Source organism: Mesorhizobium sp. M1066 (assembly GCF_040318635.1).
Lineage (GTDB): Bacteria > Pseudomonadota > Alphaproteobacteria > Rhizobiales > Rhizobiaceae > Mesorhizobium.
Window position 1 is genome coordinate 39,948 of record NZ_JAMYMR010000012.1, and the last position, 23,158, is coordinate 63,105.

Genomic DNA, 23,158 nt, shown 5'->3' on the forward strand with positions numbered 1-23,158 from the left:
GCAATGGTTTCGATCGTGGTGTGTGGTGGCGACAGGGTCATAGGATGCCCGGCCGTACTTCGGCCGCGGCGGCGTCGATCGCCTTGCGGCCGAGGCCCGACTTGACGATGCGGATCAGTTCTTCCTCGCTTGTGTCGGCCGTGGAGGCGTCAAGCGCGACCTCGCCCGAATGCAGGAAGTTGATGCGGTCGCAGACTTCGAAAATCTGGTTGTAGTTGTGAACGATCAGGATCACCGAGACCTGGCGCTGCTGGCGCAGGTTTTGGATCAGGCACAGCACATGCGCGCTCTCGCGCACGCCGAGCGCCGCCAGCGGTTCGTCGAGGACCAGGATCTTCGGCGACGAATAGATCGAGCGGGCGACCGCAATGCATTGCCGCTGCCCACCCGACAGGAGATCGACCGTGCTGTTGACGCTGGGGATCGTGATGCCCAGCGTATCGAGATAGAGCTGCGCCTGTTCGCGCATCTTCCTGTTGTCGAGCAGGTTCAGGCCCAGGAAGCGCTTGTGGTACTCGCGGCCCAGGAACATGTTGTGGAAGACGCTGAGATCGCCGATCAGCGCCAGGTCCTGATAGACGGTCTCGATGCCTTGGGCGCGGGCGTCGCGCGGCGAGGCGAAACGCACCTCCTTGCCTTGCGAGACGATGGTGCCGGTGTCGGGCTGGTGGAAGCCGGACAGGATCTTGATCAGCGTCGACTTGCCGGCGCCGTTGTCGCCGACCAGCGCCAGGACTTCGCCCTGGCGCAGCTTGATCGAGACGTCGACCAGCGCCGTGACGGCACCGAAACTCTTGGAGATGTTGGACATCTCCAGCACGACGGGTGCATCGGGGGCGAGCGGTGGAATGGCTGGCGAACTCATAGGCGCCTCCGTGTGCGCAGGCGGTCGACCTGGATTGAGAGGATCATCGCGGCGATGATGGCCGCGCCGAGATAAATGTCGGATACGGTGGCTTGGGCCCCGATCATCACCAGGCCGTTGTTCAGCGAAGCGACGACGAAGGCGCCGATCAGCGCGCCGATGACAGTGCCGGAGCCGCCGAGCAACGAGGTGCCGCCGATGACCGCGGCCGCGATCGCCTGCAATGTGAGAAACGGGCTGCCGGCCTGCGGGTCGGCCGAGGTGAACTGGGCGGTGTTGATGATGCCGGCAAAGGCGGCACAGCCGCCGGCGATCATGAAATTGTAGATCTTCATGCGGTCGGTGCGCACGCCGATCTCGCGGGCGCCGATGATGTTGGAACCGGTGGCGATGGTGTGCAGGCCGAAAGTGGTGCGGTTCAGCACCAGCGCCAGCACCAGCACGACCAGCACCGCCCAGAGGAAGGGCGTGAAGGCTGTCACGCCGTGCCACGACAACAGGCCATCGGCCGGCTGGTAGAGGCTCTGCCCGAAGATGGCATTGAAGGGCTGCTCGACCGGCGCCACGATCGGCTGGCTGTTGTAGATCGACACGACAATGCCTTGCAGGAAGAACAGCATGCCGACGGTGGTGATCAGCGATGGCACCTTGAAGCGCACGGTGATGATGCCGTTGATGGCGCCGACCAGTATACCGATCAGCACGCCGATCAGTGCGCCGACAGCGAGCGGCACACCGTATGTGACCGACAGCAGTGCCATGACATAGGGCGCGATCGAGAAGATGGCGCTGAGCGACAGATCGATTTCGCCGGTGATCATCAGCATGACTTCCGCCGCAGCGATCAGGCCGAGCCGGCCGGTGTCGCGCAGCACGACGCTCATGAATTGCGGTGACAGGAATCCGCCATCGCTGCCGAACTGGAAATAGACGACCAGGACGATGGCGACGACGGCGATGCTGGCCTCGCGATAACGGGAAAGCAGGATGAGCAGCCTTTCCGTCATCGTATGGGGGACCTTGACGCCGACGGTGGCCTTCCCGGCTTTTGCGGTTTCGCCCGTTTTTGAGGCTTGGACTGGCGGCACTCTTGTGTTCCTGGTTTCGAATTATGGGCGGAAAGGCGGATCGGCAAAAAGCGCGACGACTGCTGGCAGCCGGCGGGGCCCTCGCCACGTCATCGGAAGACGACGCGGCGAGGGCAGGGGTTTTGCCTGCTGGACAGCGTCAGGTCGGCTCGACGTCGCTGCGACCCTCGAAGCGGGACTTGCCGACATAGGCGTCGACATTGTCCTTGGTCACATAGGCCTGGCTGGTGTCGCTGTTGGCCGGGCCGACAAGACCGCCCGAAAGCTTGTAGAGATACATCTGCTGGACCGGCAGGAAGCCCTGCAGATAGGCCTGCTGGTCGGTGGTGAAGTTGACGTCGCCCGACTTGATGAAGTCCAGCGTCTGCGGGAACAGATCGAAACCGGCCACGGCGCCGCCGGCTTTCACCAGGCTGTATTTGTTGGAGATGAAACCGCAGGCATAGGTGTCGGCCCCACCGGTGCCGAACATGCCCTTCACGTCCTTGTGGCTGAGATAGTAGCTCTCGACGCGCGAGATTTCTGTTGCGGGATCGGGGCCGGTGTTGACGACATCGTAGGTGACGCCGCTCTTGCTGTCCTTGATCGCCTGGATGTAGCCGTCGAGGCGGGGCTGCGTGTTGAGCGAGCCGGGAACGCCGATCGACAGCATGACATGGCCGCCCTTGGGAATCAGCTTCAGCCACTTCAGCGCCGAATTGTAGCCGGACTGATAGAGCGGCTGGCCGACATAGGAGAGCCGCTTGTTGGGGCTACCGACCGGCACGTCGGCGTTGAAGGCGACGACCGGAATGCCGGCTTGCGCGGCCATGTCGGTGGCGGCGTCGAAGGCCGTCGGGTCGATCAGGCACACCGCAATGCCGTCCGACTTCTGCGCGATCGCGGTCTGCATGGCGCTGACCATTTCCGAGACGACGTTCTTTTGCGAACCCGTCCACTGGTAGCTGCAGCCGAAAGCAGCGCAGGCATCCTGCATGCCGTAAACCGTAGGCGTGAAGAACTGGTCCAGCGTCACATGGCAGACGAAGTGGAACTTGTAAGGCTTCTTCGGCAGCCCGGGCGATGAATCGGCGGCTCGTGCCGCGCTGATGCCGCCGGCAAGACCCGCTCCCAGTCCGCTGGCGAGCCCTGCGGCACCGAGGCCGAACTTCCCCGCCACTGCGAAAGCACTGCGCCTGGAAATGGCGGCATTCGCCATCTCCATCTGATTTTTCGTTTCGTCGTCCATGCGTTCCTCCCTATTCGTTTGCGAGCCTGCACCTTTGTCGTCTTGTTACATTGTTATATGACAAATTTTATGTCAATGCTTTTTGGACCCCGGTGCTGCGACGCCTTCCCGCCGCCTGAACACGGCGCGGGAGGGCCGCCGCTTCGCCGGCACGATGGAAGACCAAAGATCCCAGGAGAGAAAATGGCTGAAATCGAATTCAGGACTGTTAGCAAGGGGGGCCTAAAGGTGACGACGATCGGGCTCGGCGGCACCGGGCTGGGCAACATGTACCGCGCCGTCAATACCGATGCGGCGGTGAAGACCGTGCAGGCGGCCTATGACAACGGCATCCGCTATTTCGACACGGCACCTGTCTATGGCTTTGGCGTCAGCGAGACCCGGCTCGGGCTGGCCATCAAGTCGTTGCCGCGCGCGGACATCGTCATCTCGTCGAAGATCGGTTACGACCTTGTGCCGATCCCCCCCGAAGAGCTGAAGCTGGCGCTGTGGGATCAGCCCGGTTCCTTCCGCGCTGAGTTCGACTATTCGCGCGATGCGGTGATGCGTTCGCTCGAAGGCACGCTGAAGCGCCTCGACACCGACTATGTCGACATGGTCTCGATCCATGACCCGGACGAGGCCATTCATTTCGGTCCCGGCGAGGATCCCTATGCCCGGAGCCGCTTCCGGGAAGCGATGGACGGCGCCTATCCGGCGCTCGACGAATTGCGCTCGCAAGGCGTCATCAAGGCGGTCGGCGTCGGCATCAACCAGTGGCAGATGCTGTCTGACTTCGTCGTCGCCGGAGCCTTCGACTACTTCCTGCTCGCCGGCCGCTACACGTTGCTGGAGCAGGAGCCGCTGGCGACCTTGCTGCCGCTCTGCGAACAGCGCGGCACCAGAATCATCATCGGCGGCCCCTACAATTCCGGCATCCTGGCAACAGGTGCGGTGAAGGGCGCCACCTTCAACACCAGGCCCGCACCCGAGTCGGTTGTCGAACGCGTCCGTCGCATCGAGGCCATCTGTATCAGCCACAAGGTGTCGCTGCCGGCGGCCGCCATCCAGTTCCCGCTCGGCCACCACCTCGTGTCGAGTGTCATCCCGGGTGCAAGGTCTGCCGATGAGCTGAAGGAGAATATCGGCTATCTGCGAGAGGACATCCCCCCGGCCCTATGGGTGGATCTTAAGCGCGAACGGCTTATCGAAGCTGGTGCACCTGTTCCTTGATACAACGAGCGACTGAAATGGCGTTGTCCGACGCACAGTAGCGAGAGGAAACGTAACATTGAAATGCTAACCATTCTGGTTCGTGGCGCGCGTAAAAGCGGGTCTACCTTGCACCCGTATCTCCGAGAGTTGAGGTCTTGTGGGGATCACAAGCCCACCAGAGGGCCTGCAGCTCCTCTGTGGCGACCAAAACATGATCAAGTCACGCCCGCGCCGGCCGGCGAGAGGACCCGCGTTCCATCATCCTTGCGATACGGCTGTCCTGCGGGTCGGCTGAGATTTAGAAGCATGCGCCGATACGATGGGCCGCATCCTGCTTGAACTGGGAGGAACACGATGTCGGACAGTGCGGCGCGACGCCTGAGCGGGATGTTCTATCGCATCTCCATTGCGATCGAGGCGGGGAAGGATGACCTCTCGGACTTGGATGGCGCCATCGGCGACGCAGACCATGGCATCACCATGTCACTCGGCTTCCTGGCGGTGAACGCCGAGTTGGCCAAGCTCGACCTCGACCACATGCTTGCGTCGGAAATCTTCTCCGCTGCCGCATCGGCCTTTCTCGATGCCGTAGGCGCCTCCACGGGCCCGCTTTATGCGACGGCGTTTCGAAAAAGCGGCACAAGCCCTGAAACAGGATGAACGGCTTTCAGCCGCCGGCCAGGCCGCCATCATTGAAGCCATCACGACCGGCATCAAGAAGCGCGGCAAAGGGCAGCGAGGCGACAAGACGATGCTGGATACCTGGATCCCCGCAACGGAAGCAGCCGTCAATGCACGTGCCCGCGCTGTCGGAAGCCGGGAGATGTGGAATAGCATCCTGCAGGCTGCGGAAGCCGGTGCAAATTCGACACGGTCCATGGTCGCTACCCGCGGAAGGGCGGCCCGGCTTGGGGAGCGATCCTAGTCTAAACATGCAGCATCGTGCCGATCGCGCACCTGTCAAGCTAAACTGCAATCAGTCATTTTCCCGCCTAGAGTCTTCCCCATTTTACGGAACATATCCGTCGCTTGTGAAGTAGTTGTTGCATTCGGCGGGCTCGATCGTTGTGACGAGGTGGCCAATGTGGCGCCAAGTGTCCTCAACGGTACGTTTCTGAGCTTGGCGCATCCAGTGTTTGATCGTAAGCGGTGTTCTGACGTTGACTATCCTAGTGAGGACGTCGGTGAGGTAGCCGAGGAGCCCTCGACGCCGTTGGGTTTGCAGGTTTCGATCCGTGAGGTGACCACGGCCCAATGCTCGGCGCCGGTTCCGCCCCCGAAAGGTGCCCCGGAATACCGCTTACGTCCAAGCAGTCTTGACCTCTCAAACGGCGGTAAGGTGTGCAAAAAGGATGGTCGGACACCAAATCGCCGCCTCACACCCTCAGCACTAGCGCGCCGGTAGTTCGCCGAGACACCAAATCGCGATGGGCGGCCGCAGCCTGAGCAAGATCGTATCGCCTCGGCGAAGCGACCCTGACAATCCCCTGTCGTAACACGGCAAAGAAGCGGTTTACGTGCGATGCGAGTTTCTGCGGTGTGTCGGTATAGTGCGCATAGTTGGGCCGCGAAAGTGTGATTGACTTGGTGGCGAAGCGGCCGATGTCCCAATTGCCGACCGGCCCCGAAGCCTGGCCGAAACTGATGAGATGGCCACGCACGGCAAGGGCTGCGAGCGAGCCCGCGAAGGTGTCGTTGCCGACCGCGTCATAGGCGATATCGGCGCCTGCGCCATTGGTCAGCCGCATGACCGCCTCGGCGAAATTTTCGCGGGAGTAGACGATGAGATGGTGCGCGCCGAGACGCTCGACGATGCGCGCCTTGTCATCGCTCGACACCGTGGCGATCACCGTCGCGCCGAGATGACGCGCCCATTGCACCAGCAACTGGCCGATGCCACCGGCTGCCGCATGGATCAGAACGATGTCGCCGCGCTTCACGGCATGGACATCATGCAGCAGAAAACTGGCGGAAACACCCTTGAGTAGGCCGGCTGCCGCAATTTCGTCGCTAATGTCGTCGGACAGATGGATCAGCAATTCGGGCGCCATGTTGCGCCGCTCGCAATAGGCGCCGACCGGCGGACAGGCATAGGCGACACGGTCGCCAACCGCAAACCCCGACACCGCCGAGCCAATTACCTCGATGACGCCGGCGGCCTCCATGCCCGGCACGCCAGGCGGTTGCAGAAGATCGAAGAGACCGGTGCGGCAATAGACGTCGATGAAATTGACGCCGATCACCGTATGACGGATCTGCACCTCGTTCGGCGCGGGCGGCGGTAGTCCGATTTCCTTGAGCTGCAACTCCTCCGGGCCGCCATAGCGCTCGACGACGATCGCCCTGGTTGTCGCGGCCTGGCCAGATGATGCAAGGGTTGGGGCGAAACGCGGCACGCTTGCGGATGGCATCTGGGTGACTACTGCTGCCGGAGATGGTCTTGCATCGACCGGCGAGCCCACACTTCCACGTCGCAGGAGATTGCGCACGGCCGCGAAGCCGGCCTGATAGATGCCTTCGCTGACCAGCTTGACCAGTTCGTCGCGGCGATGCGCGGGCGGGTCGAACTCCGAGCGCCATTCCCAGAAGGTGGCGTTGCCGTCGGTCACCGGCTTCAGCCGCACCGAGGCGACATAGCCCATCAGCGGCAGCGGCGCCTCGAGCAGGCAATAGCTCAGCCGCCGGTCCTTGTCGGACAGCGCCAGCAATTGTTCACGCAGTTCGCCACCGTCGGCCAGCCGGAAATGCCGAACCGAGCCGACCGCATCGACCGGCTCACCGCCCTCGATCTCGCTGAAGGAGATTGCCGGGTGCCAGCGGTCATGGCTGTTGAAGTCGCGCAGGATCGCCCAGACTTCTTCGATCGGCGCATCGATAATCGTGCTCTGGCGAACCTGAACCATTGGCAGATATCAGCGCCCGAACCGATGTTTCAATGCGGTCAAGGCTGTCTGGAACACGCCATTACCGATCTGGTGCATCAATGCTGCTTCGCGATCGGGCGCGCAGTCGAACTCCGCTTGCCATTCGGCCAGCGTCAGATTGCCGTCGGTGATCGGCGTCAGCGACAGGGTGGCGACATAATTCTCCACTGCCATCGGGCTTTCCAGTATGGCGTAGCTGCAGGACAGATCGTAGTCCGACAGCGCCAGCAGTCTTTCGCGAATGCGCCCGCCATCCCTGAGCGTGAAACTTCTGATACAGCCGATCTGGTCGGCTTGCGCATTCTGCTCGATGCGGCTTTCGGCAGCGAACGGCGCCCAGCCCGGCAAGCCATTGAAGTTGCGGACGAGCTTCCAGACTTCCGCCGCTGGCGCGGGAATGACCGAGGATACATAGACCTTGGTCATTTCACGCCGCCGCCGGCATCATGGAGAACCTGGCGCGGGGGGCGACGCATCGCTGACTGCGCGGCAATCCCGTCAGCGGTCGCGATCGTCATCATCAACTTCCTTACCCGTCTTGCCCTTGCTCTTCTTGTCGCGCGTCAGGCTCGAAATGTCCTTGGCATCGCGCAGCACGTCGGTCATGCGGCCGAGCGAACCGCCCTCGATGCCGATCTCCTTCATCAGATTGTCGATCATCGGCGCCTGCACCCGGTAGCGCAGCGCCGAGTCGATCACTTCGTCGGTGACGTTGCGGTTGCCGCCCTGGCCGCTATTGATGCCGTCGACATGCAGGATCTTGATGCCCTCGATCTTTTCCATCGGCTTGACGCTTTCGCGGATGATGCCTTCCATGTGGTCGAGCAGCTTGCCGCGCAGGCGCCCGGCCCGCGCGCCCTCGGAAAGAATGTTTTCAGCCTCGTTGAGCTGGCGATGGCCGGCGGCGTCGACCTCGTAGCGCTGGGCCGCGGCAAGGGCGTGGATCTTCTCCGCTTCCGCCGAGGCGACGGCGGCGATCTTCTGCGCTTCGGCGAGGCTCTTTGCCGCCTTCATCTCGGCATCAGCGGCTGAGACGATGCGCAAGGCCTCGCGCTCGGCCTCGCGTTGCGCACCGATCAGGTCGGTCAGCTTGCGGCGCTCGGCGATCTCGCGTTCACGCGCGGTGAACGCCTGCTCCTCGGCCTGGACGGCCTTGGCACGCACGGCTTCGGAAGCCGCGATCGCCGAGGAGCGCTCCTGCGTCTTCTTGGCAATGTCGATGGCCTTCTGGATCTCAGCGATCTCGATCTTCTGGTCACGGTCGACACCAAGTTGCCTGATGTCGCGATCCTTGATCAGGCGCGCTTCCTCGATGCCGCGCTCGGTGGTGATGCGGGCGCGCTCGACCTCCTCGCCGGCCGAAATCTCGGCCTCCTCGAAAGCCTGGCGCTTGGCGATCTGCAGCGCTTCGAGATGGCGCTCCCGTTCAATCCGGACCTCGTCGACGACCCGTTCCTGGGCAATCCGCGCGGTCTCGGTCGCCTGGTTCTCGACGATCTCCGCACGACGCTTTTCCGCCTCGGCCCTGGTCACTTCAAGCGCCTTTTCGGCGAGCGCGATCTGGCGTTCCAGCTCGGCGACTTCGAGCTGCTTCCTGCGTTCAATCTCGAGCTGGCTCTGCGTGCCTTCGCGTTCGATCCGCGCCTTTTCCAGCGACAGCTCGAGCGCGATCTGCTCGCGCTCGGTCAGTTCGCGCATCTTCATCTCGGTCTCGTCGAGCGAACGGCGCCGCGCGATCTCCCGGCGCTGCGTGTCCTCCTCGCTCTTGATGCGTTCTTCGGTGATGTTGCGCTCCTGGTTGAGACGCGACTTTTCCACGGCTTCGCGCGACGACAGTTGCGCCTGCTCCGATTCCTGGTCGCGCAGCGCGCGCTCGATGGCAAGTTCCGAGCGCTGCGAGGCACGGCGGATCTCGACTTCGCGCTCCTGTTCGAGGCGGGCATATTCGGTGTCGCGGTCGATTTCCAGAACCTTGCGCTGGGTGTCGAGGTTCTGGTTGCGGATATCGACCAGCGTGCGCTGCTCGATCTCGTTGCGCATCCGGCGCCGCGTCTCGATCGACTCCGTCAACTGCGTCAGGCCTTCGGCATCGAAAGCGTTGGACGGGTCGAAATATTCGAGGCTGGTCTGGTCGAGGTCGACGATGGCGACGCTCTCCAGTTCCAGCCCGTTGGCGGCAAGCGATTCCGAAGCGAGCTTGCGCACTTTGGCGGCGTAGTCGCCGCGCAATTCATGCATCTCTTCAAGCGTCATCTGGGCGGCAACCGTGCGCATGGCGCCGGCGAACTTGCCTTCCAAAAGTTCGCGCAGACTGTCCGGCTGCAGCGTGCGCCGCCCGAGCGTCTGTGCGGCGGCGGCGACCAGCTCGCGGCTGGCGCCGACACGGACGAAGAACTCGGCGATCAGGTCGACCCGCATCCGGTTCTTGGTGATCAGCGCAAAGCCATCCTCGCGGCGCACCTCGATGCGCAGCACGTTCATGTTGACCGGCGTGATCTCGTGCAGCACCGGAATGACGAAGGCGCCGCCATTCACCACCACCTTCTCGCCCATGAAGCCGGTGCGCACGAACGCCGTCTCCTTGGTCGACCGGCGATAGAGCCATCGCAAGACGTAGACGGCGATCACCACGACGACCGCGACAATGATCAGCCACAACAGGAAAGCGCCAAAGGTTTGCGCGTCCATGATCTATCCTCCCCAAGACAATGCGGTCGGCGCGAGGCGACCGATTTCAAACATCCACCCGCAGGGTGGTGAAGTCCAATTTTTCATGCCCGCCTCTGCAGCTTCGGCGTGATCGCGTGGAATGCAGCGATCGCCGCGTCGACGAAGGGCGCGTCGTTGATGTTGGCCCGCACCCGTTCGACATGGCGCAAGGGCGTGCGGCGAACCGTCTTCTCGATCGCCTCGAACAGAGCGTTGTCGGCTTCCGGATCATGAAAGAGCTGGCCTGGCGCATCGAGCATCGAGACGCCGCCTTCGGGCAGCAGGAAGCGCACCGGGCCATTCATGGCGTTGAGCCGGGCGCCGATCCATTCGCCAAAGGCGCGGTTTTCGTCGCGCGTCGTGCGCATCAACGTCACGTTTGGATTGTGGATGACGAATTTGCGGCTGCGAAATTTCTCCGGAACGCTGTCGCGCGGGCCGAAATTGACCATGTCGAGCGCGCCGGTCGAGCCGACATAGGGCAGTCCGGTGCGGATCGCAGCACCAAAACGATCCGCCGTCGCCGGGAAGACACCGCCGACGATCATGTCGGCGACTTCCGTGGTGGTGAGATCGAGGAAGGCCGACAGCAGTCTGGAATCGCCAAGATTCTCCATGGCCCGTCCGCCGATGCCGGTGGCGTGGAAGACGAGGCAGTCATAGTCGGCCTCAAGGCGTTTGGTCACCGCTTGCACGGCGGGCGTGGTGACGCCGAACATGGTGATGCCGACAGCCAGCCGCGCCAGCTTGCGCTTTGCCTCCCACGCCTCGGCATTGGGCAGTTGCGCGACCATGCCGGCCATCGCATGCGCGGCGTTGGACAGCACCTGTTCGGTGATCGAGTTCAGCCCCTGCACATCGGCAACCGAATGAAACATCATGATGTCGGCGCCGCCGACATATTTGGCAACATCGCCGGCCGCCACCGTCGAGACCATCAGCTTGGGGATGCCGACGGGCAGCACACGCATGCCTGCCGTCGCCAGCGTGGTGCCGCCGGAGCCGCCGGCCGAGATGACGCCACCGATGCGCGGCTCGCGCTCGGTCCAGCGCGCGAAGGCGTCGGCCATGGCGCTGACCGAGCCGCCGCGATCATTGGTGAAGACGGCGGATGATCCGCGCGGGTGCATGCCGGCGACCTGCATGGCGGGCACATCGGCGCTGGTCGGTTTTCCCGATGTCGACAGGTCGACGGTGCGCACCGGGATGCCGAGCGACTTCAACCTGTCGGCGACGAAGCGCAATTCCTTCCCCTTGGTGTCGAAGGTGCCGACCACCAGCACGGTCCGGCCGATACGCTCGGCAAAGGGGATGGCGAAGACCTTCTTCAAATCGTCCTGCGGCGCCGTCTTGTCGACCGCCGCCTGCCGCAATTCGGTGACCGGCACATTCCAGCGGTTGGGCAATTCGGTGACCGGACGATAGACGCCACTCTGCGGCATCGGCTCGGCCGCGCCGGCGCCAGTGCGATCGACGCGGTAGACTTCTGCCAGTTGTTGCTCTGCCTGCGCGGCCTCCGTCGGCGTGACGGGCGCTTCCTCGGCATGGCGGCCGACACCGAGCAGCCGCTGCTGCAGCTCACGATCAGCGGCAAGTGCCTTTGCCTCCATCAGCCGGTTGATGCGGCCGTTGACCATGATGGCGACCTGGTTCGACACCGCGGTCGCCACGCCGATGTTCTGCTCGATGACCAGCACCGCCATCTCGCCTTCGGCGGCGAGGTCGACCAGCATCTGCTCGACCTGGTCGACGATGATCGGCGCCAGGCCTTCGGTCGGCTCGTCCATGACCAGCAGCTTCGGATCGCTGAGCAGCGCGCGTGAAATCGCCAGCATCTGCTGTTCGCCACCCGACAGCTGCGAGCCGCCATTGACACGGCGTTCTGCCAGGCGCGGAAAGGTCTGGTAGACGCGCTCGACGGTCCAGCGGGCATCGCGCCTGTTGCCGGCGGCAAGCCGCAGATGCTCGTCGACCGTCAGGCTCGGCCAGACGCGGCGGCCCTGCGGCACATAGCCGACGCCGAGGCGGTGGATCTCGTGCGGCTCGAGCGCCGATATCTCGCTGCCATCGACACGGATCGAACCGGAGCGCGCCCGCTTCAGCCCGACAATGGTGTTGCACAGCGTTGACTTGCCCATGCCGTTGCGGCCGACCACGGACAGCACGCCGCTTTCCAGCGCTAGCGAAACACCCTGCAGCGCATGGCTTTCGCCGTAGAAGACCTGCAGGTCTTCTATCCTGAGAATGGCCTTGGTCGGTTTGCCTGAAGGGCGATCAGCCATGCTGGCCCCCGAGATAGATCTCCTGGACCTCTGGATCGGCCTCGATCTCTTGCGGCGTGCCTTCCTTGAACAGCCGGCCATTGTGCATCATCGAGACATATTCCGAGACGCGCAGCGCGACGTCGAGATCGTGCTCGATGATGATGTAGCCGATGTGCTTCGGCAGCGCGTTGAGGATGGCGACGAGGTCGCGGCGTTCGGTTGGTGAAAGACCTGCCGCCGGCTCATCGAACAGGATGAAGCGCGGTGCGCCGGCCAGCGCCAGCGCGATCTCCAGCTGGCGTTGCTGGCCGTGGCTCAGCGTCGCCACCAGCGTGTCGCGATAGGCTTCCAGATGCACGGCGTTGAGGATCGATTCCGCCTGCACCATGTTGACGTCTGATATGGCCGGACGCAACAGCGAAAACCGGCGGCGCGAGACGCCGCGGCAAGCGAGAAAGACGGAATCGAGGACCGACAGGCCCTTGAACAATTGCGAAATCTGATACGTGCGCCGCAGGCCGCGCCGGATGCGCTCATGCGGCGGCAGGTCGGTGATGTCCTCGCCGAAGAAGCGGATGCGCCCTGATGTCGGCAGAAAATCGCCGGTCACGGCGTTGAACAAAGTGGTCTTGCCGGCGCCGTTGGAGCCGAGGACCGCGCGGCGTTCACCGGCCGCGATCCTCATATTGATGCCCGAGAGCGCCACCAGTGCCCCGAAATGCCGCGCCACGCCATCGAGCTCCAGCGCATAGGCGCCGGAGCTCTGGAGACGGTTTGCTGCGAAGCTTTCGGTCACTGGCGACTACACTCGAAGTCCGATGTTACGGGCAGCTCGGATTGTCGCGGTTGACCGCGCCGAGCTTCATGAACTCGTCTTCGGGAATCCCGAGCGTCTGGTTGACCTGCGGCACCACCTTGACCAGCTTGTTCATGAGATTGCCGTCGGCACCTTCGGTGACCTCGGTCAGGAAGATGTCGGCAATCGCATTGCGGTTCTTGTCGAGCGACACTTTGCCGGTTGGCGTGTCGAAGGACAGCTTCGACAGCGCATCGCGCAGCTTCTTGCCGCCGTCGGATACATCGCCACCGACCTGGTCGAGACCGAGCAGCGTCGCCTTCATGTCGACATAGTAGCCGTGCGCGAAGAGCGAGGGCGAGGGAAAGGCGCCCGGCTGCTTTTTGTAGGCCTCGACAAACGTCTTCCATGCCGGCGCGTCATTGGTGTCTGCGGTCGGCCCGGCCGACGGCGTGCCTTTCAGCACATCGCGCAGCTTGCCCTTCGAGGTCAGCACCGTCTGGTCGACGGTGATCGAGCCACCGATCAGCGGTGCGGAGCCGCCACCCTGCTGGTACTGGGTCAGGAAGTTGACGGCGTCGGCGCCGCCGAGCGCGACGTAGATCGCATCGACGTCTTCAGGAATGGCAGCGATGACTGACGAAAAGTCCTTGTTGCCGATCGGCACCCAGGACTTCGACGGCACATGGCCGCCGGCCTTGCAGAATTCGGCCATGAAGCCGAACACCTGCGTGTAAGGGAACGAATAATCCTCGGCGACGGTGGCCACTTTCTTGTAGCCCTTGTCGTTGAAGGCATAGGTGCCGAGGCCGGCCATCCACTGGGCGCCGTCGGTCGAGAAGCGGAAGAAGTTTTCCGCCGGATCGCGCAGCGTGGTGTCCTGCGCGGCCGATGTACCGTTGATGAAGGTCACGTTCGGCTGCGTCTTGGCATAGTCCTTGACGGCGATGCCTTCGTCGCCCGAAAGCGGGCCGACCAGCACCTTGACGCCGTCCTGCTCGACCAGCTTGCGCGCCGCGCGCACGGCGCTGTCGGGCGAAGCGTCGGACGAGCCCTTGACGATCTCGATCTTCTTGCCGGCGACGGTGCCGTTCATCTCGGCAACCGCTGTCATCGCGCCGCGCTCGCCGTCCTCGCCGAGCACCGTGAACGGCCCCTCGAAGGTGGCAAGCAGGCCGATCTTGATGGTGTCGTCGGCAGCCAGCGCCATCGACGGCGCGGTCAGCCCAGTGAACACCGCCAGGGCCAGCAATGTGCGTCTATGCATCTTCATGATTTCCTCCCGTTGATTTCGTTTTGCAGTGGTTCATTCCATCCCGGTTGCTATTGGCCGGGACGCAAGGACTCTTGGGCAAGATGTGGCTTGATCCTCCCCCACAGCCCAAGAATTCCATCCGGTGAGACGAAGACGATCACCAGGAACACCATGCCGATCAGCGTGTTGAAACGCTCGGCGCCGACGATGTCGATGGCGAAGGTCTGCATCAGGACGACGACAACCGCGCCGAGGAATGGCCCGATCGGATGGCGAAGGCCGCCGATGACGGCGATGATCAGCACGTCGATCGCGGCATCGACACCGATGGTGCCGGGCGAAACGCGGCCGTTGAACCAGACCAGCAGCACGCCCGCCAGTCCGGCGATAACGCCGGCCAGCAGCCAGGCGAAGACCTTGTGCGCGGTGACGTGATAGCCGAGCGCGCGCATGCGGCGCGGGTTGTCACGGATCGCCTGCAAGGTCATGCCGAAGGTCGAGCGCGAGCCGTAGAGCACGGCTGCGTAGGACAACACCGCCAGACCGAGGCAAAGGTAGTAGAAAGGCCGGGCGTCACGCCAGCCGATGCCCCAGAATGCCGGAGCGCGAATGCCGGCATAGCCCGAATGGCCGTTGAAGATTGCGTAGTTCTGCTGGGCAAAATAATAGGTCGCGGTGGCGATCGCCAGCGTGATCATGATGGTGTAGATGCCCTCGGTGCGCACCGAGATCCAGCCGATCAGCGCCGACGCCAGTGCCGCAGCAAGAACGGCGAACGGCACGGCGAGCCACCACGGCCAGCCGAAGCCCAGAATATTGGAATTATTGTTGCCGAGGATGGCGATGGCATAGGCTGATATGCCGGCCACCGTGATCTGGGCCAGGCTGACCACGCCGCCATAACCGGCGAGCAGCATCAGCGACAGACCCAGCATACCGAAGATCAGCGAATAGCCGCCGATCTGCGTCAGGAAGAAATCGGAAGCCACCAGGGGATAAAGGACCAGTGCCGCGCCAAGGATGACGTGGCCGGCGCCGAGCTGCTCCAGCCAGTTCTGTTGCGATGTCGTGCCGTCAGTGGCGATGGTCAGGCTCATCTCTCTTTCCCCATGATGCCTTGCGGCCGCACCGCCAGCGTCACCACCATGATGACGAAGGTCAGGACGATTCCGTAGGTCGGGAAATAGACGAGGCCGATCTGCTCGGCGAGGCCGATCAGCAATGCACCGATGGCGGCACCCGTGATCGAGCCCATGCCGCCGACGATGACCACGACCAGCGAGGCAAGGAGATAACGGACATCCTCGCCGGGTGCAACGGACAGGGCCGAGCCGCCGACGACACCGGCAAAGCCGGCGAGCCCGGCACCGACGGCAAAGACGATGGCAAACACCGCGTGCACATTGACGCCCGAGGCCTGCAGCATGGCTCGGTCGTCGACGCCGGCGCGGATCATCATGCCGACGCGGGTCTTGTGCAGCATCAGCCACAGGCCGACACCGATGACGATCGCCGCCGCCAGCACGACGACGCGGTAGAGCGGATAGGTGATGAAGACGGAGGCGCCGTTGGAGCGGACCGCGGTAATGATTGGGAAGGTCAGGGCACCGTCAAGCCATTCCGGCGTCGCGATCTGATAGGTGCCGCCGGCCCAGACCGCCAGCATCAGGTCGGCGGCGACGATCGAGATGCCGATCGAGACCAGGGTCTGGCGCAAATCGTCGCCCTCCAGCCGGCGGAAGACCAAGACCTGCATGATGACGCCGACGATGGCGAGCACGGCAAACCCGGCGGCGACGCCGAGCAGCCAGTAGCCGGTGCGGTTGGTGACCTCGTAGCCGATATAGGCGCCGAGCAGATAGAGCGAGCCATGCGCCAGATTGACATTGCGCATCAGGCCGAAGATCAGCGTGAAGCCACTGGCGACGAGGAAATAGAGGCCGGCCAGCGTGATGCCGTTGAGGATGGCACTGACGAAGGCCTTCTTGGAAATCAGGATCGCGTTCAGCCAATCCGGCCAGACGGCGAAGACCAGCCACGCGATGACGGCGGCGGCAAGCAGGCCGACGAGGCTCCAGGCCTGCCGGCGCGTCCTGCCGCCACCCGAGAGCGCCCGAGATGGCTGGTCGAGCAGGCTCATGCAGTCAGCCGCCGGCGCTGCTCGTTCATGCGCGGCGCCTTGTGGAACTTGCCGTCCTTCATGATGGCGAGGATGCGGTTCTTGTCCTGCAGGATGCGCACGTCGGAAATCGGATCGCCGTCGATCAGCAGGAGGTCGGCGAGGTAACCCTCCTTGATCATGCCGAGCTCGTCGCCCATGTTCATGATCTGGCCGCCATATTTGGTGCCGGCCTGGATGGCCTCCATCGGCGAGAAGCCGAGCATCTCGACGAAGGTCTGGATGTCCTTGGCGTTGGTGCCTTGCGGCGTCCACGCAAAGCCATAGTCGCCGCCGATGCAGACGCGGATGCCGCGCCTGTGCATCTTCTTCATCGTCTCGATGCACATTTCTAGCTCGCGCTCATATTCGAGCGACAGCGGCGAGCCGGGCTTGATGCCCCACTGCTCGGCATGGCGCGCGGTGTTGATCAGCCAGGCGATGCCGGGTGCGACGAAATGCTTGTCCTTGACCGCCTCGAGCATGTCGAGTGCTTCTTCGTCGGCGAAGGACGCGTGGTAGATGTTCTGGATACCATGGCGAACGCACTGCTTGACCGAGCCGGACGAGCGCGCATGCGCCGACAGCACCTTGTTGCGGCAGCGCGCCTCGGAGGCCGCCATGGCGACCTCCTCTTCCGACATCGGCGTTTCCTCGGCGCCCATGCCGGTGATGCTCTCGCCGGACAGGTTGAGCTTGATGGAATCGACGCCGTACTTGATCAGCTGGCGCACGGTGCGGCGGATTTCCTCGGGGCCGGAGACGACGATGCCGAGATTGAGGCCTTCATGGGGGATATGGGAGGGCGAGGAGTCGCCAAGCCCGCCGACCGTGGTGATTTCCGGCCCCGCCGCAAGATAGCGCGGCCCTGGGAAGCGGCCCTGGTTGATGAATTTTTTCGCGACGACGTCGAGACGCGGCTTGGCGGCGGCAGCACCGCGGCCGGCGGTGAAGCCGGCGTCGAGCACCAGCTTGGCCATCTCCATGGTGACCAACATATGTTCTTCGATTTCCATCATCTGGATGGGGTCGATGCCGGGTGCGTTGTTCCAGGACAGATGCAGATGCGCGTCGATCATGCCCGGCATCAGCGTCGCGCCCATGCCGTCGATGGTCGTGACACCCCCTGGGGCGCCAGCGCTGTAGGAGGACGACGAAGGCGAGCCGAAGCGCGACGAGCCCTTGGTGATCTGCTTGATGCGGTTGCCCTGCACCAGCACCTCACCGGTGTATGGATATTCACCTGTCGCGTCGAGCACGCGCACATTGGTGAACAGCGTGCTGCTCGAACCGTTGCCGTTCCAGCTGTCGTCTGCCATCACAAGCCTCCCAATCTGCCGAGCGCGTAGTTCTACGCCCGATCTGAAATCCTCACCTATCAACCCGTCTCAAAAAATCGGCGAGCTTCTGGCTGCTCTCGCGCGGGCTTTCCACCGTGGCCCAGTGCCCGCACCGATCCAGTGAGGAGAATACTGCGCCCTTGATCCTGTCGGCAAGCGCCTGGCCGACACCCGCCGGATTGACCGTGTCGGCATCGCCGGTGACGAGCAATGTCGGCGCCGAGATCCGCCGCGCATCGACCGAGGTTGCCTTGGCCAGCGCCTCGCAGGTGCGGGCATAGGATTCCGGGTCCTGGCGGGTGATCGATTCACGCACGAAGGCGACGGCGGCCGGCGAAGTCTCCCTGGTGTGCGCCGAGATCGCGTTGGCGACGATCTGGTCGGCGATATCGGCAATGCCGCCCGAGCGCGCCAGCCGCGCCCGGTTGGCGAGGCCTTGCCTGGTCGCCTCGGCCGGTTCCGCCAGCGCGCCAAACAGCGCCAGCGAGGCGACCAGCGCAGGCTGCGTTGCCGCAATCTGCTGGCAGATGATGGTGCCCATCGAATGGCCGACGAAATGTGCAGTGGTGACGCCCATGCCGGCCATGGCGCGGATGACGGCTTCACTCATTCCTTCGATGGTCAGCGGCTCGATCGGGCGCGGCGAACGGCCGGAGCCCGGCAGGTCGATCCGGATGACGCGATAGCCGGAAAGTGCTGCCATCTGCGGCTGGAACATGTTCGACGTGCCGCCGAGGCCATGGATCATCACCACGGCCGTGCCTTCGCCGACAACCTCCGCGACGACCTGGCCAACCGTCACCGTCGTCATCGCGCATGCTCCGCAAAGCGGTTTTCCAGTGTGCCGATGCCGTCGATCTCGATGCGCACGACGTCGCCGGCCTTGAGGTACTTTGGCGGGTCAAAGCCGATACCGACGCCGACCGGCGTGCCGGTGGCGATGATGTCGCCGGGCTTCAACGTGATGCCTTGCGACAGGGTCGCGATGATTGTCGGGATGTCGAAGATGAGCAGCGAGATTCTGGAGTCCTGGCGCAGATCCTCGTTGACGAAACACCTGATACCGGCGGTCACCAGATCCAACTCATCCTTGGTCACCGCCCACGGCCCCATTGGGCAGAACGTGTCCTGCGACTTGCCGATCAGCCACTGGCTGTATTTGCCCTGCAGGTCGCGGGCGGTGACGTCGTTGACGATGGTGTAGCCCCAGACGTGATCGAGCGCGTCCGTCTTCGATATGCCACGGCCGCCCTTGCCGATGATGACGGCAAGTTCCGCTTCGTAGTCGATGGCCGTCGAGACCGAGGAATCGATCAGCACGATGGCATGGTTGGCGACGACCGATTCCGGAACCTTGGAAAAGATGATCGGATGTTTCGGGATCGCCCCGGCGCCGGCGCTGGAATCGAAACCGCTGCGGGCGAACTCATGTGCGTGTTCGTGATAATTCTTGCCGACGCAGAAGATGTTACGGCGCGGTTGCGGGATCGGCGCTTCGATCTCGACCTGCGCCAGCGGGATCGGGGACAGGGTGCGCGGCACGCCGGCGCCATTGCGCTCGATCAAGGCCAGGATGCCGTTCCTCGCCTGATCGACGGCGAAATCGAAGGGTGCGACGGTCTGGGCATCAAGATCGACAAGACCTACGCGACGTTCGCCGGCGATCGAAAAAGTCGCGACCCGCATTCGATTCCTCCCTGAACCTTTTCTGAACCAATGCTAGCTCTTTCACTACACGCTATCGCCGATTGGTTCACGCTGCAAGAGGGCTTCGGTTCAAAATTCAACAAAACATGGGCGGATCATACTTGTCTTTCTGGTGGACACTGGACCGAATCTTTCTGGTGGACACTGGACCGAACGGCAATCGCTTGATAAGATTGGTTCAACATTGGATCAGATAAAAGACCCTCAGCGAATGCCAAAGCTCGTCGCCAACGATATCGCCACAATGCTGAAGAAGCGGATTTCCTCGGGCGAATGGCTCGAGGACGGCCGCATGCCGCCCGAGCGTGACCTCGCAACCGAATTCGGCGTCGCGCGCAACACCGTGCGCCGTGCCATTGGTTTCCTGGAGGATGATGGAACTGTCGTCCGGCATGTCGGCCGGGGCACTTTTCTGACCGCGACCAACCCGGCATCGATTGCATCGACGGTGACGCGGATGGAAGGCACTAGCCCAGCCGACATGATGGAGATCAGGCAACTGCTCGAACCGGCAGCGGCGGCTTTTGCCGCGACCAACGCCAGCGCAACCGAACTCAATGCCGTTCGCGAAGCGCACCAGACCGCTTGCGTCGCCAGGGACATGCCGGAGTTCGAACATTGGGATGCCGAGTTCCATCACCGCGTGTTCGCCTGCTGCCGAAATGACTTCCTGAAAGAGATACACAATCTCATGCGGGCCATTCGCAACCAGTCGCCTTGGTTTGAAATGAAGAAGCGGTCATTCTCTGAAGAGCGGCGTCAGGTGTATTGTCAGGAGCATCAAGCGATTTTGGAATCGCTGCTCCACCGCGATCCGGAAGGGGCTGAGACCGCGATGCTCACCCACCTTAGAACAGTTGAAAAGAACTTGCTGGGCAGGTGATCAACCGCCTGCGTGGCGGGACAAAGAGGATAAAAAAATTTAAAAAGAAGGTTCCTGATCGGCCGTTGCAGCATCGACGATGGTTTTGGTGAGCTTGATTCTAGGCATTCCTAACCTCCCGACGTCAAGCTCGTGGATCCGCTGGTCCTGGCACGAGCCGAGCAGGCCGTGGACCAGTTCGCCGGCGGCCCTGATCGCACGACGGAGGGCCGCGGAACGGAGTTCCATAAGATATCTTATGCGACTTTCACCAGTGTAAGTTAATATTTCTCCACTATTCAAGTTATGAATAGCTCGCGTTTATAGGATTCCAGCGAACACCTAGAGGAACTTGTTCAAGTGTTCTGGCAGTCACTCTTACTCTAAGTCTCGGTACGACGGATCGATATTACCAACCATCACCTCACCGCCCGATAAAACTGGACGGAAGACTCTGAACGCTTCTGAGCGGCGCGGGATTGCGGAGCAAATGGGCGTCCGGAGCGAGACGTCCGGACAGGGAGTCGACGCACGAGCAAACTCGGGCCGAGCGCCAGGCGCAGCGGCCGAGCATCGAGGCCGAAAAAATGGCCGAGGATCCACGCCAAGTTTCATCGTCAGACCATCGGGCACATACATTTCGCCTGTCTGCTCGCGATCTCGCGCGCTTCGGCTTGTTGTTCCTCAATGGTGGCCAGTGGCTCGAAAAGCAGGTTGTTCCAGTCTCATGGATCAAGATATGGCTATCTATGGTGGATTGCACCGTCTGGTGGTCCGTTCGGGGCGGATGCTTATTTCGCGTTGGGATCGGGGACAAGGGCTAGCAGTGATGCCCATCTATAATTTGGTCGTTGCCCAAATTATAGATGTGCACAAGGGGGGTGGACGTCTTGGTTCCAACCATTTCGCGCAGCTTCTTAGGCAGATCGTTGCTACCTCGCATAATTCCTAAAACCTGCGACAGATCGGCCGTCCCCTGAAAATCAGAGGTTTTTGTGCCGCATGTCTTTGTCGCAAGTGGTAATTGCCCTTGCGACATAGGCTCCTCGACCATTTGCGCCCCGGCGACGTGGTGACGGTCACCAGGCTAGACCGCCTCGCCCGATCGACGCGCGACCTTCTCGATATTGCCGAGCGGATCAGCGAGGCCGAGGCCGGCTTGCAATCTTTGGCCGAGCCATGGGCCGACACGACGACGCCGGCCGGCCGCATGGTGTTGACCGTGTTCGCCGGCGTTGGGGATTTCGAGCGATCCTTGATCGTGGAGCGCACCCGCGCTGGCAGGATCGCGGCCAGGGCACGTGGAGTGCGGTTCGGTCCTTCCCCTGCCCTATCGGCCGACCAGGTCACGCACGCCCGTCAGCTCATCGCCCAAGACAAGCCAGTGACTGAGGTTGCACGGCTCCTGAAGGTGCATCGAGCAACCCTTTATCGGGCGCTAAATAGTGTGGAGGGATGTCCAGCCGCCTTTGTCGAGTGAATGAAGTACGGCGGGACTTGAGCATTGGCTTTATGATGATAGGTTTCCGACCTGCCAGAAAGGAGAGAAAATGTTCCGTTATCTAGCGCGCCGTTATGATCGTAAGCACGTTCTGAGATCATTAGAACGCCAGAGGCGTATTCATGATAAGGCGATTCCATTTTCTCGCGATGGCTCTGACGCATTGGTCTTCAATGAAATTTCCAAGGGCGAGATGTTTTTCGCGCCGATATTTCCAGCTGTTCCATTAAGGGAAGAAGCGGATAGTGTTATCTTCCAATCTGATATTTCAACTGAATATCAGGCGAACAATACGTTCGAATGCGTTGTTACCAACAGTGGATTTAAACAACATGCGCTTGTTGTATTTCATCATTGGTATGCTCGGAACCGGTATCCGCGATTTTCCAAATACTTTGCTAGAAATGGCATAACGGTTATTGAAGCTACACTTCCGTATCATTTTGGGCGAGCTTCGAATGACTATTCGGAGGAAAAACTTTTCAACGCGAATTTAGGGCGCACCGTCCAGTCGATGAGACAGGCTGTCCTAGATGGTCGTAAGATTGTTCGTTGGCTTTATAGTCAGGGGTATCAGAAAATCTCGGTTGTAGGGATGTGTTTGGGTGGCACTGTTGCGGGTCTCGTTGCTGCCCAAGAGAAGAAGGTTGATAAGGCGGTTCTCATGGTATCGCCGGGAAGCCCTGCTGATCTCGTCTGGACTGCGGAGACCATGACGGCCTTACGTGGTCGTATTGAATCGTCCATGTCACTGGAAGGGCTAAGAACCGCTTGGGGTCTCATTGATTTGGAGAAGCATCTTTTCGGCCTTACACGTCCTCGTCTGGATTTGATGTTCTTGCTCGGTAAGGACGATACGGTTGTGCGCCCAGGAGGCTCTGAGCGTCTCATTGAGTTGCTGGCGAAGTGCAATCTTCCACCTGAGGTGGTGCGGCTGAATTGTGGGCACTCATCTATTGGAATGTTCCCCTTCAATTTGATCGCGGCTCGGAAGGTTCTTCGTTTTTTGAAAGAAACCCCGACCCTGTCAGGGCTTTGGGAGATTCGCGGGTTTCGCTACGACTTTAGCGAAGTTTGAGCTATTTGATGGCTCCGCGCCGGATCGCGGCCAGGGCGCGCGGGATGTGGTTCGGTCCCTCCCCAACCAGGTCGCGCATGCGCGACAGCTCGTCAACGACGATTTCAAGCCCGCCGAGGTCGCCCGGCTCCTGAAGGTGCATGGCGCGACCTCAGCCCTCTCGGCCGAGAGTACAAGAGCATCTTTGGC

The 23,158-nt window shown here is 62.1% G+C and carries 19 protein-coding genes and 2 pseudogenes; 5 read left to right on the top strand and 16 right to left on the bottom strand.

Annotation, left to right across the window (positions count from 1 at the left end):
• Positions 1-37 precede the first annotated feature (37 nt).
• From NKH52_RS17460 to NKH52_RS17470, 3 genes are all read right to left on the bottom strand, one after another.
• Positions 38-865, bottom strand: coding sequence for an ATP-binding cassette domain-containing protein (locus NKH52_RS17460; protein ID WP_352731775.1), 828 nt, complete (start codon positions 863-865; stop codon positions 38-40).
• Positions 862-1,953, bottom strand: coding sequence for an ABC transporter permease (locus NKH52_RS17465; RefSeq protein ID WP_352731772.1), 1,092 nt, complete (start codon positions 1,951-1,953; stop codon positions 862-864). Before NKH52_RS17465 ends, NKH52_RS17460 begins: the two co-directional genes overlap by 4 nt.
• Positions 1,954-2,092: 139 nt before the next feature.
• Positions 2,093-3,181 (bottom strand): sugar ABC transporter substrate-binding protein, encoded by a 1,089-nt coding sequence (locus tag NKH52_RS17470; protein WP_352731770.1) that lies wholly within the window; start codon positions 3,179-3,181, stop codon positions 2,093-2,095.
• 183 nt (positions 3,182-3,364) lie between these two features.
• On the opposite strand from NKH52_RS17470, the gene NKH52_RS17475 reads away from it, so the two are divergent.
• Complete coding sequence (locus NKH52_RS17475) at positions 3,365-4,393, top strand: aldo/keto reductase (RefSeq protein ID WP_352731767.1); 1,029 nt, start codon at positions 3,365-3,367, stop codon at positions 4,391-4,393.
• A 336-nt stretch (positions 4,394-4,729) separates the two neighbouring features.
• A pseudogene (gene dhaL, locus NKH52_RS17480) lies at positions 4,730-5,297 on the top strand (dihydroxyacetone kinase subunit DhaL); the annotation flags it as partial.
• A gap of 87 nt (positions 5,298-5,384) precedes the next feature.
• On the opposite strand, the pseudogene NKH52_RS17485 reads toward dhaL, so the two are convergent.
• The 12 genes and pseudogenes from NKH52_RS17485 to NKH52_RS17540 form a co-directional block, all read right to left on the bottom strand.
• Positions 5,385-5,516: pseudogene (locus NKH52_RS17485) on the bottom strand (IS630 family transposase); the annotation flags it as partial.
• Positions 5,517-5,751: 235 nt separating this feature from the next.
• Entirely contained in the window at positions 5,752-7,278 is a 1,527-nt protein-coding gene (locus NKH52_RS17490; RefSeq protein WP_352731764.1) for an SRPBCC family protein, read from the bottom strand.
• A gap of 9 nt (positions 7,279-7,287) precedes the next feature.
• Positions 7,288-7,725, bottom strand: a complete 438-nt coding sequence (locus NKH52_RS17495; RefSeq protein ID WP_352731762.1) for an SRPBCC family protein — start codon at positions 7,723-7,725, stop codon at positions 7,288-7,290.
• 72 nt (positions 7,726-7,797) lie between these two features.
• Complete coding sequence (locus tag NKH52_RS17500; RefSeq protein WP_352731760.1) at positions 7,798-9,987, bottom strand: flotillin domain-containing protein; 2,190 nt, start codon at positions 9,985-9,987, stop codon at positions 7,798-7,800.
• Positions 9,988-10,070: 83 nt separating this feature from the next.
• Positions 10,071-12,290, bottom strand: coding sequence for an ABC transporter permease (locus NKH52_RS17505; protein WP_352967477.1), 2,220 nt, complete (start codon positions 12,288-12,290; stop codon positions 10,071-10,073).
• Positions 12,283-13,068, bottom strand: a complete 786-nt coding sequence (locus tag NKH52_RS17510) for an ABC transporter ATP-binding protein (RefSeq protein ID WP_352731756.1) — start codon at positions 13,066-13,068, stop codon at positions 12,283-12,285. Before NKH52_RS17510 ends, NKH52_RS17505 begins: the two co-directional genes overlap by 8 nt.
• A gap of 25 nt (positions 13,069-13,093) precedes the next feature.
• The gene (locus NKH52_RS17515; RefSeq protein ID WP_352731755.1) at positions 13,094-14,341 is read right to left on the bottom strand and encodes an ABC transporter substrate-binding protein; all 1,248 of its coding nucleotides are present in this window, start codon (positions 14,339-14,341) and stop codon (positions 13,094-13,096) included.
• 50 nt (positions 14,342-14,391) lie between these two features.
• Entirely contained in the window at positions 14,392-15,420 is a 1,029-nt protein-coding gene (locus NKH52_RS17520; protein ID WP_352731753.1) for a branched-chain amino acid ABC transporter permease, read from the bottom strand.
• On the bottom strand, positions 15,417-16,463 hold the full coding sequence (locus NKH52_RS17525; RefSeq protein WP_352731751.1) for a branched-chain amino acid ABC transporter permease: 1,047 nt from the start codon (positions 16,461-16,463) through the stop codon (positions 15,417-15,419). The genes NKH52_RS17520 and NKH52_RS17525 overlap by 4 nt, the downstream gene beginning before the upstream one ends.
• On the bottom strand, positions 16,460-17,800 hold the full coding sequence (locus tag NKH52_RS17530; RefSeq protein ID WP_352731750.1) for a metal-dependent hydrolase family protein: 1,341 nt from the start codon (positions 17,798-17,800) through the stop codon (positions 16,460-16,462). The genes NKH52_RS17525 and NKH52_RS17530 overlap by 4 nt, the downstream gene beginning before the upstream one ends.
• A 52-nt stretch (positions 17,801-17,852) precedes the next feature.
• Positions 17,853-18,632: an alpha/beta fold hydrolase gene (locus NKH52_RS17535; RefSeq protein ID WP_352731748.1), complete on the bottom strand. Its 780-nt coding sequence runs from the start codon at positions 18,630-18,632 to the stop codon at positions 17,853-17,855.
• Entirely contained in the window at positions 18,629-19,507 is an 879-nt protein-coding gene (locus tag NKH52_RS17540; RefSeq protein WP_352731746.1) for a fumarylacetoacetate hydrolase family protein, read from the bottom strand. The genes NKH52_RS17535 and NKH52_RS17540 overlap by 4 nt, the downstream gene beginning before the upstream one ends.
• A 232-nt stretch (positions 19,508-19,739) precedes the next feature.
• Here NKH52_RS17540 and NKH52_RS17545 point away from each other — a divergent pair, with 232 nt between their 5' ends.
• The 3 genes from NKH52_RS17545 to NKH52_RS17555 all read left to right on the top strand — a co-directional run bounded on the left by NKH52_RS17545 (position 19,740) and on the right by NKH52_RS17555 (position 22,969).
• Positions 19,740-20,411: a FadR/GntR family transcriptional regulator gene (locus NKH52_RS17545; protein WP_352731744.1), complete on the top strand. Its 672-nt coding sequence runs from the start codon at positions 19,740-19,742 to the stop codon at positions 20,409-20,411.
• 1,009 nt (positions 20,412-21,420) lie between these two features.
• Positions 21,421-21,870, top strand: coding sequence for a recombinase family protein (locus NKH52_RS17550; protein WP_502908049.1), 450 nt, complete (start codon positions 21,421-21,423; stop codon positions 21,868-21,870).
• Between the two features lie 70 nt (positions 21,871-21,940).
• Positions 21,941-22,969, top strand: coding sequence for an alpha/beta hydrolase family protein (locus NKH52_RS17555; protein WP_352731742.1), 1,029 nt, complete (start codon positions 21,941-21,943; stop codon positions 22,967-22,969).
• Position 22,970: 1 nt separating this feature from the next.
• On the opposite strand, the gene NKH52_RS17560 is transcribed toward NKH52_RS17555, so the two are convergent.
• Positions 22,971-23,111 (bottom strand): hypothetical protein, encoded by a 141-nt coding sequence (locus tag NKH52_RS17560; protein WP_352731740.1) that lies wholly within the window; start codon positions 23,109-23,111, stop codon positions 22,971-22,973.
• Positions 23,112-23,158: the final 47 nt, after the last annotated feature.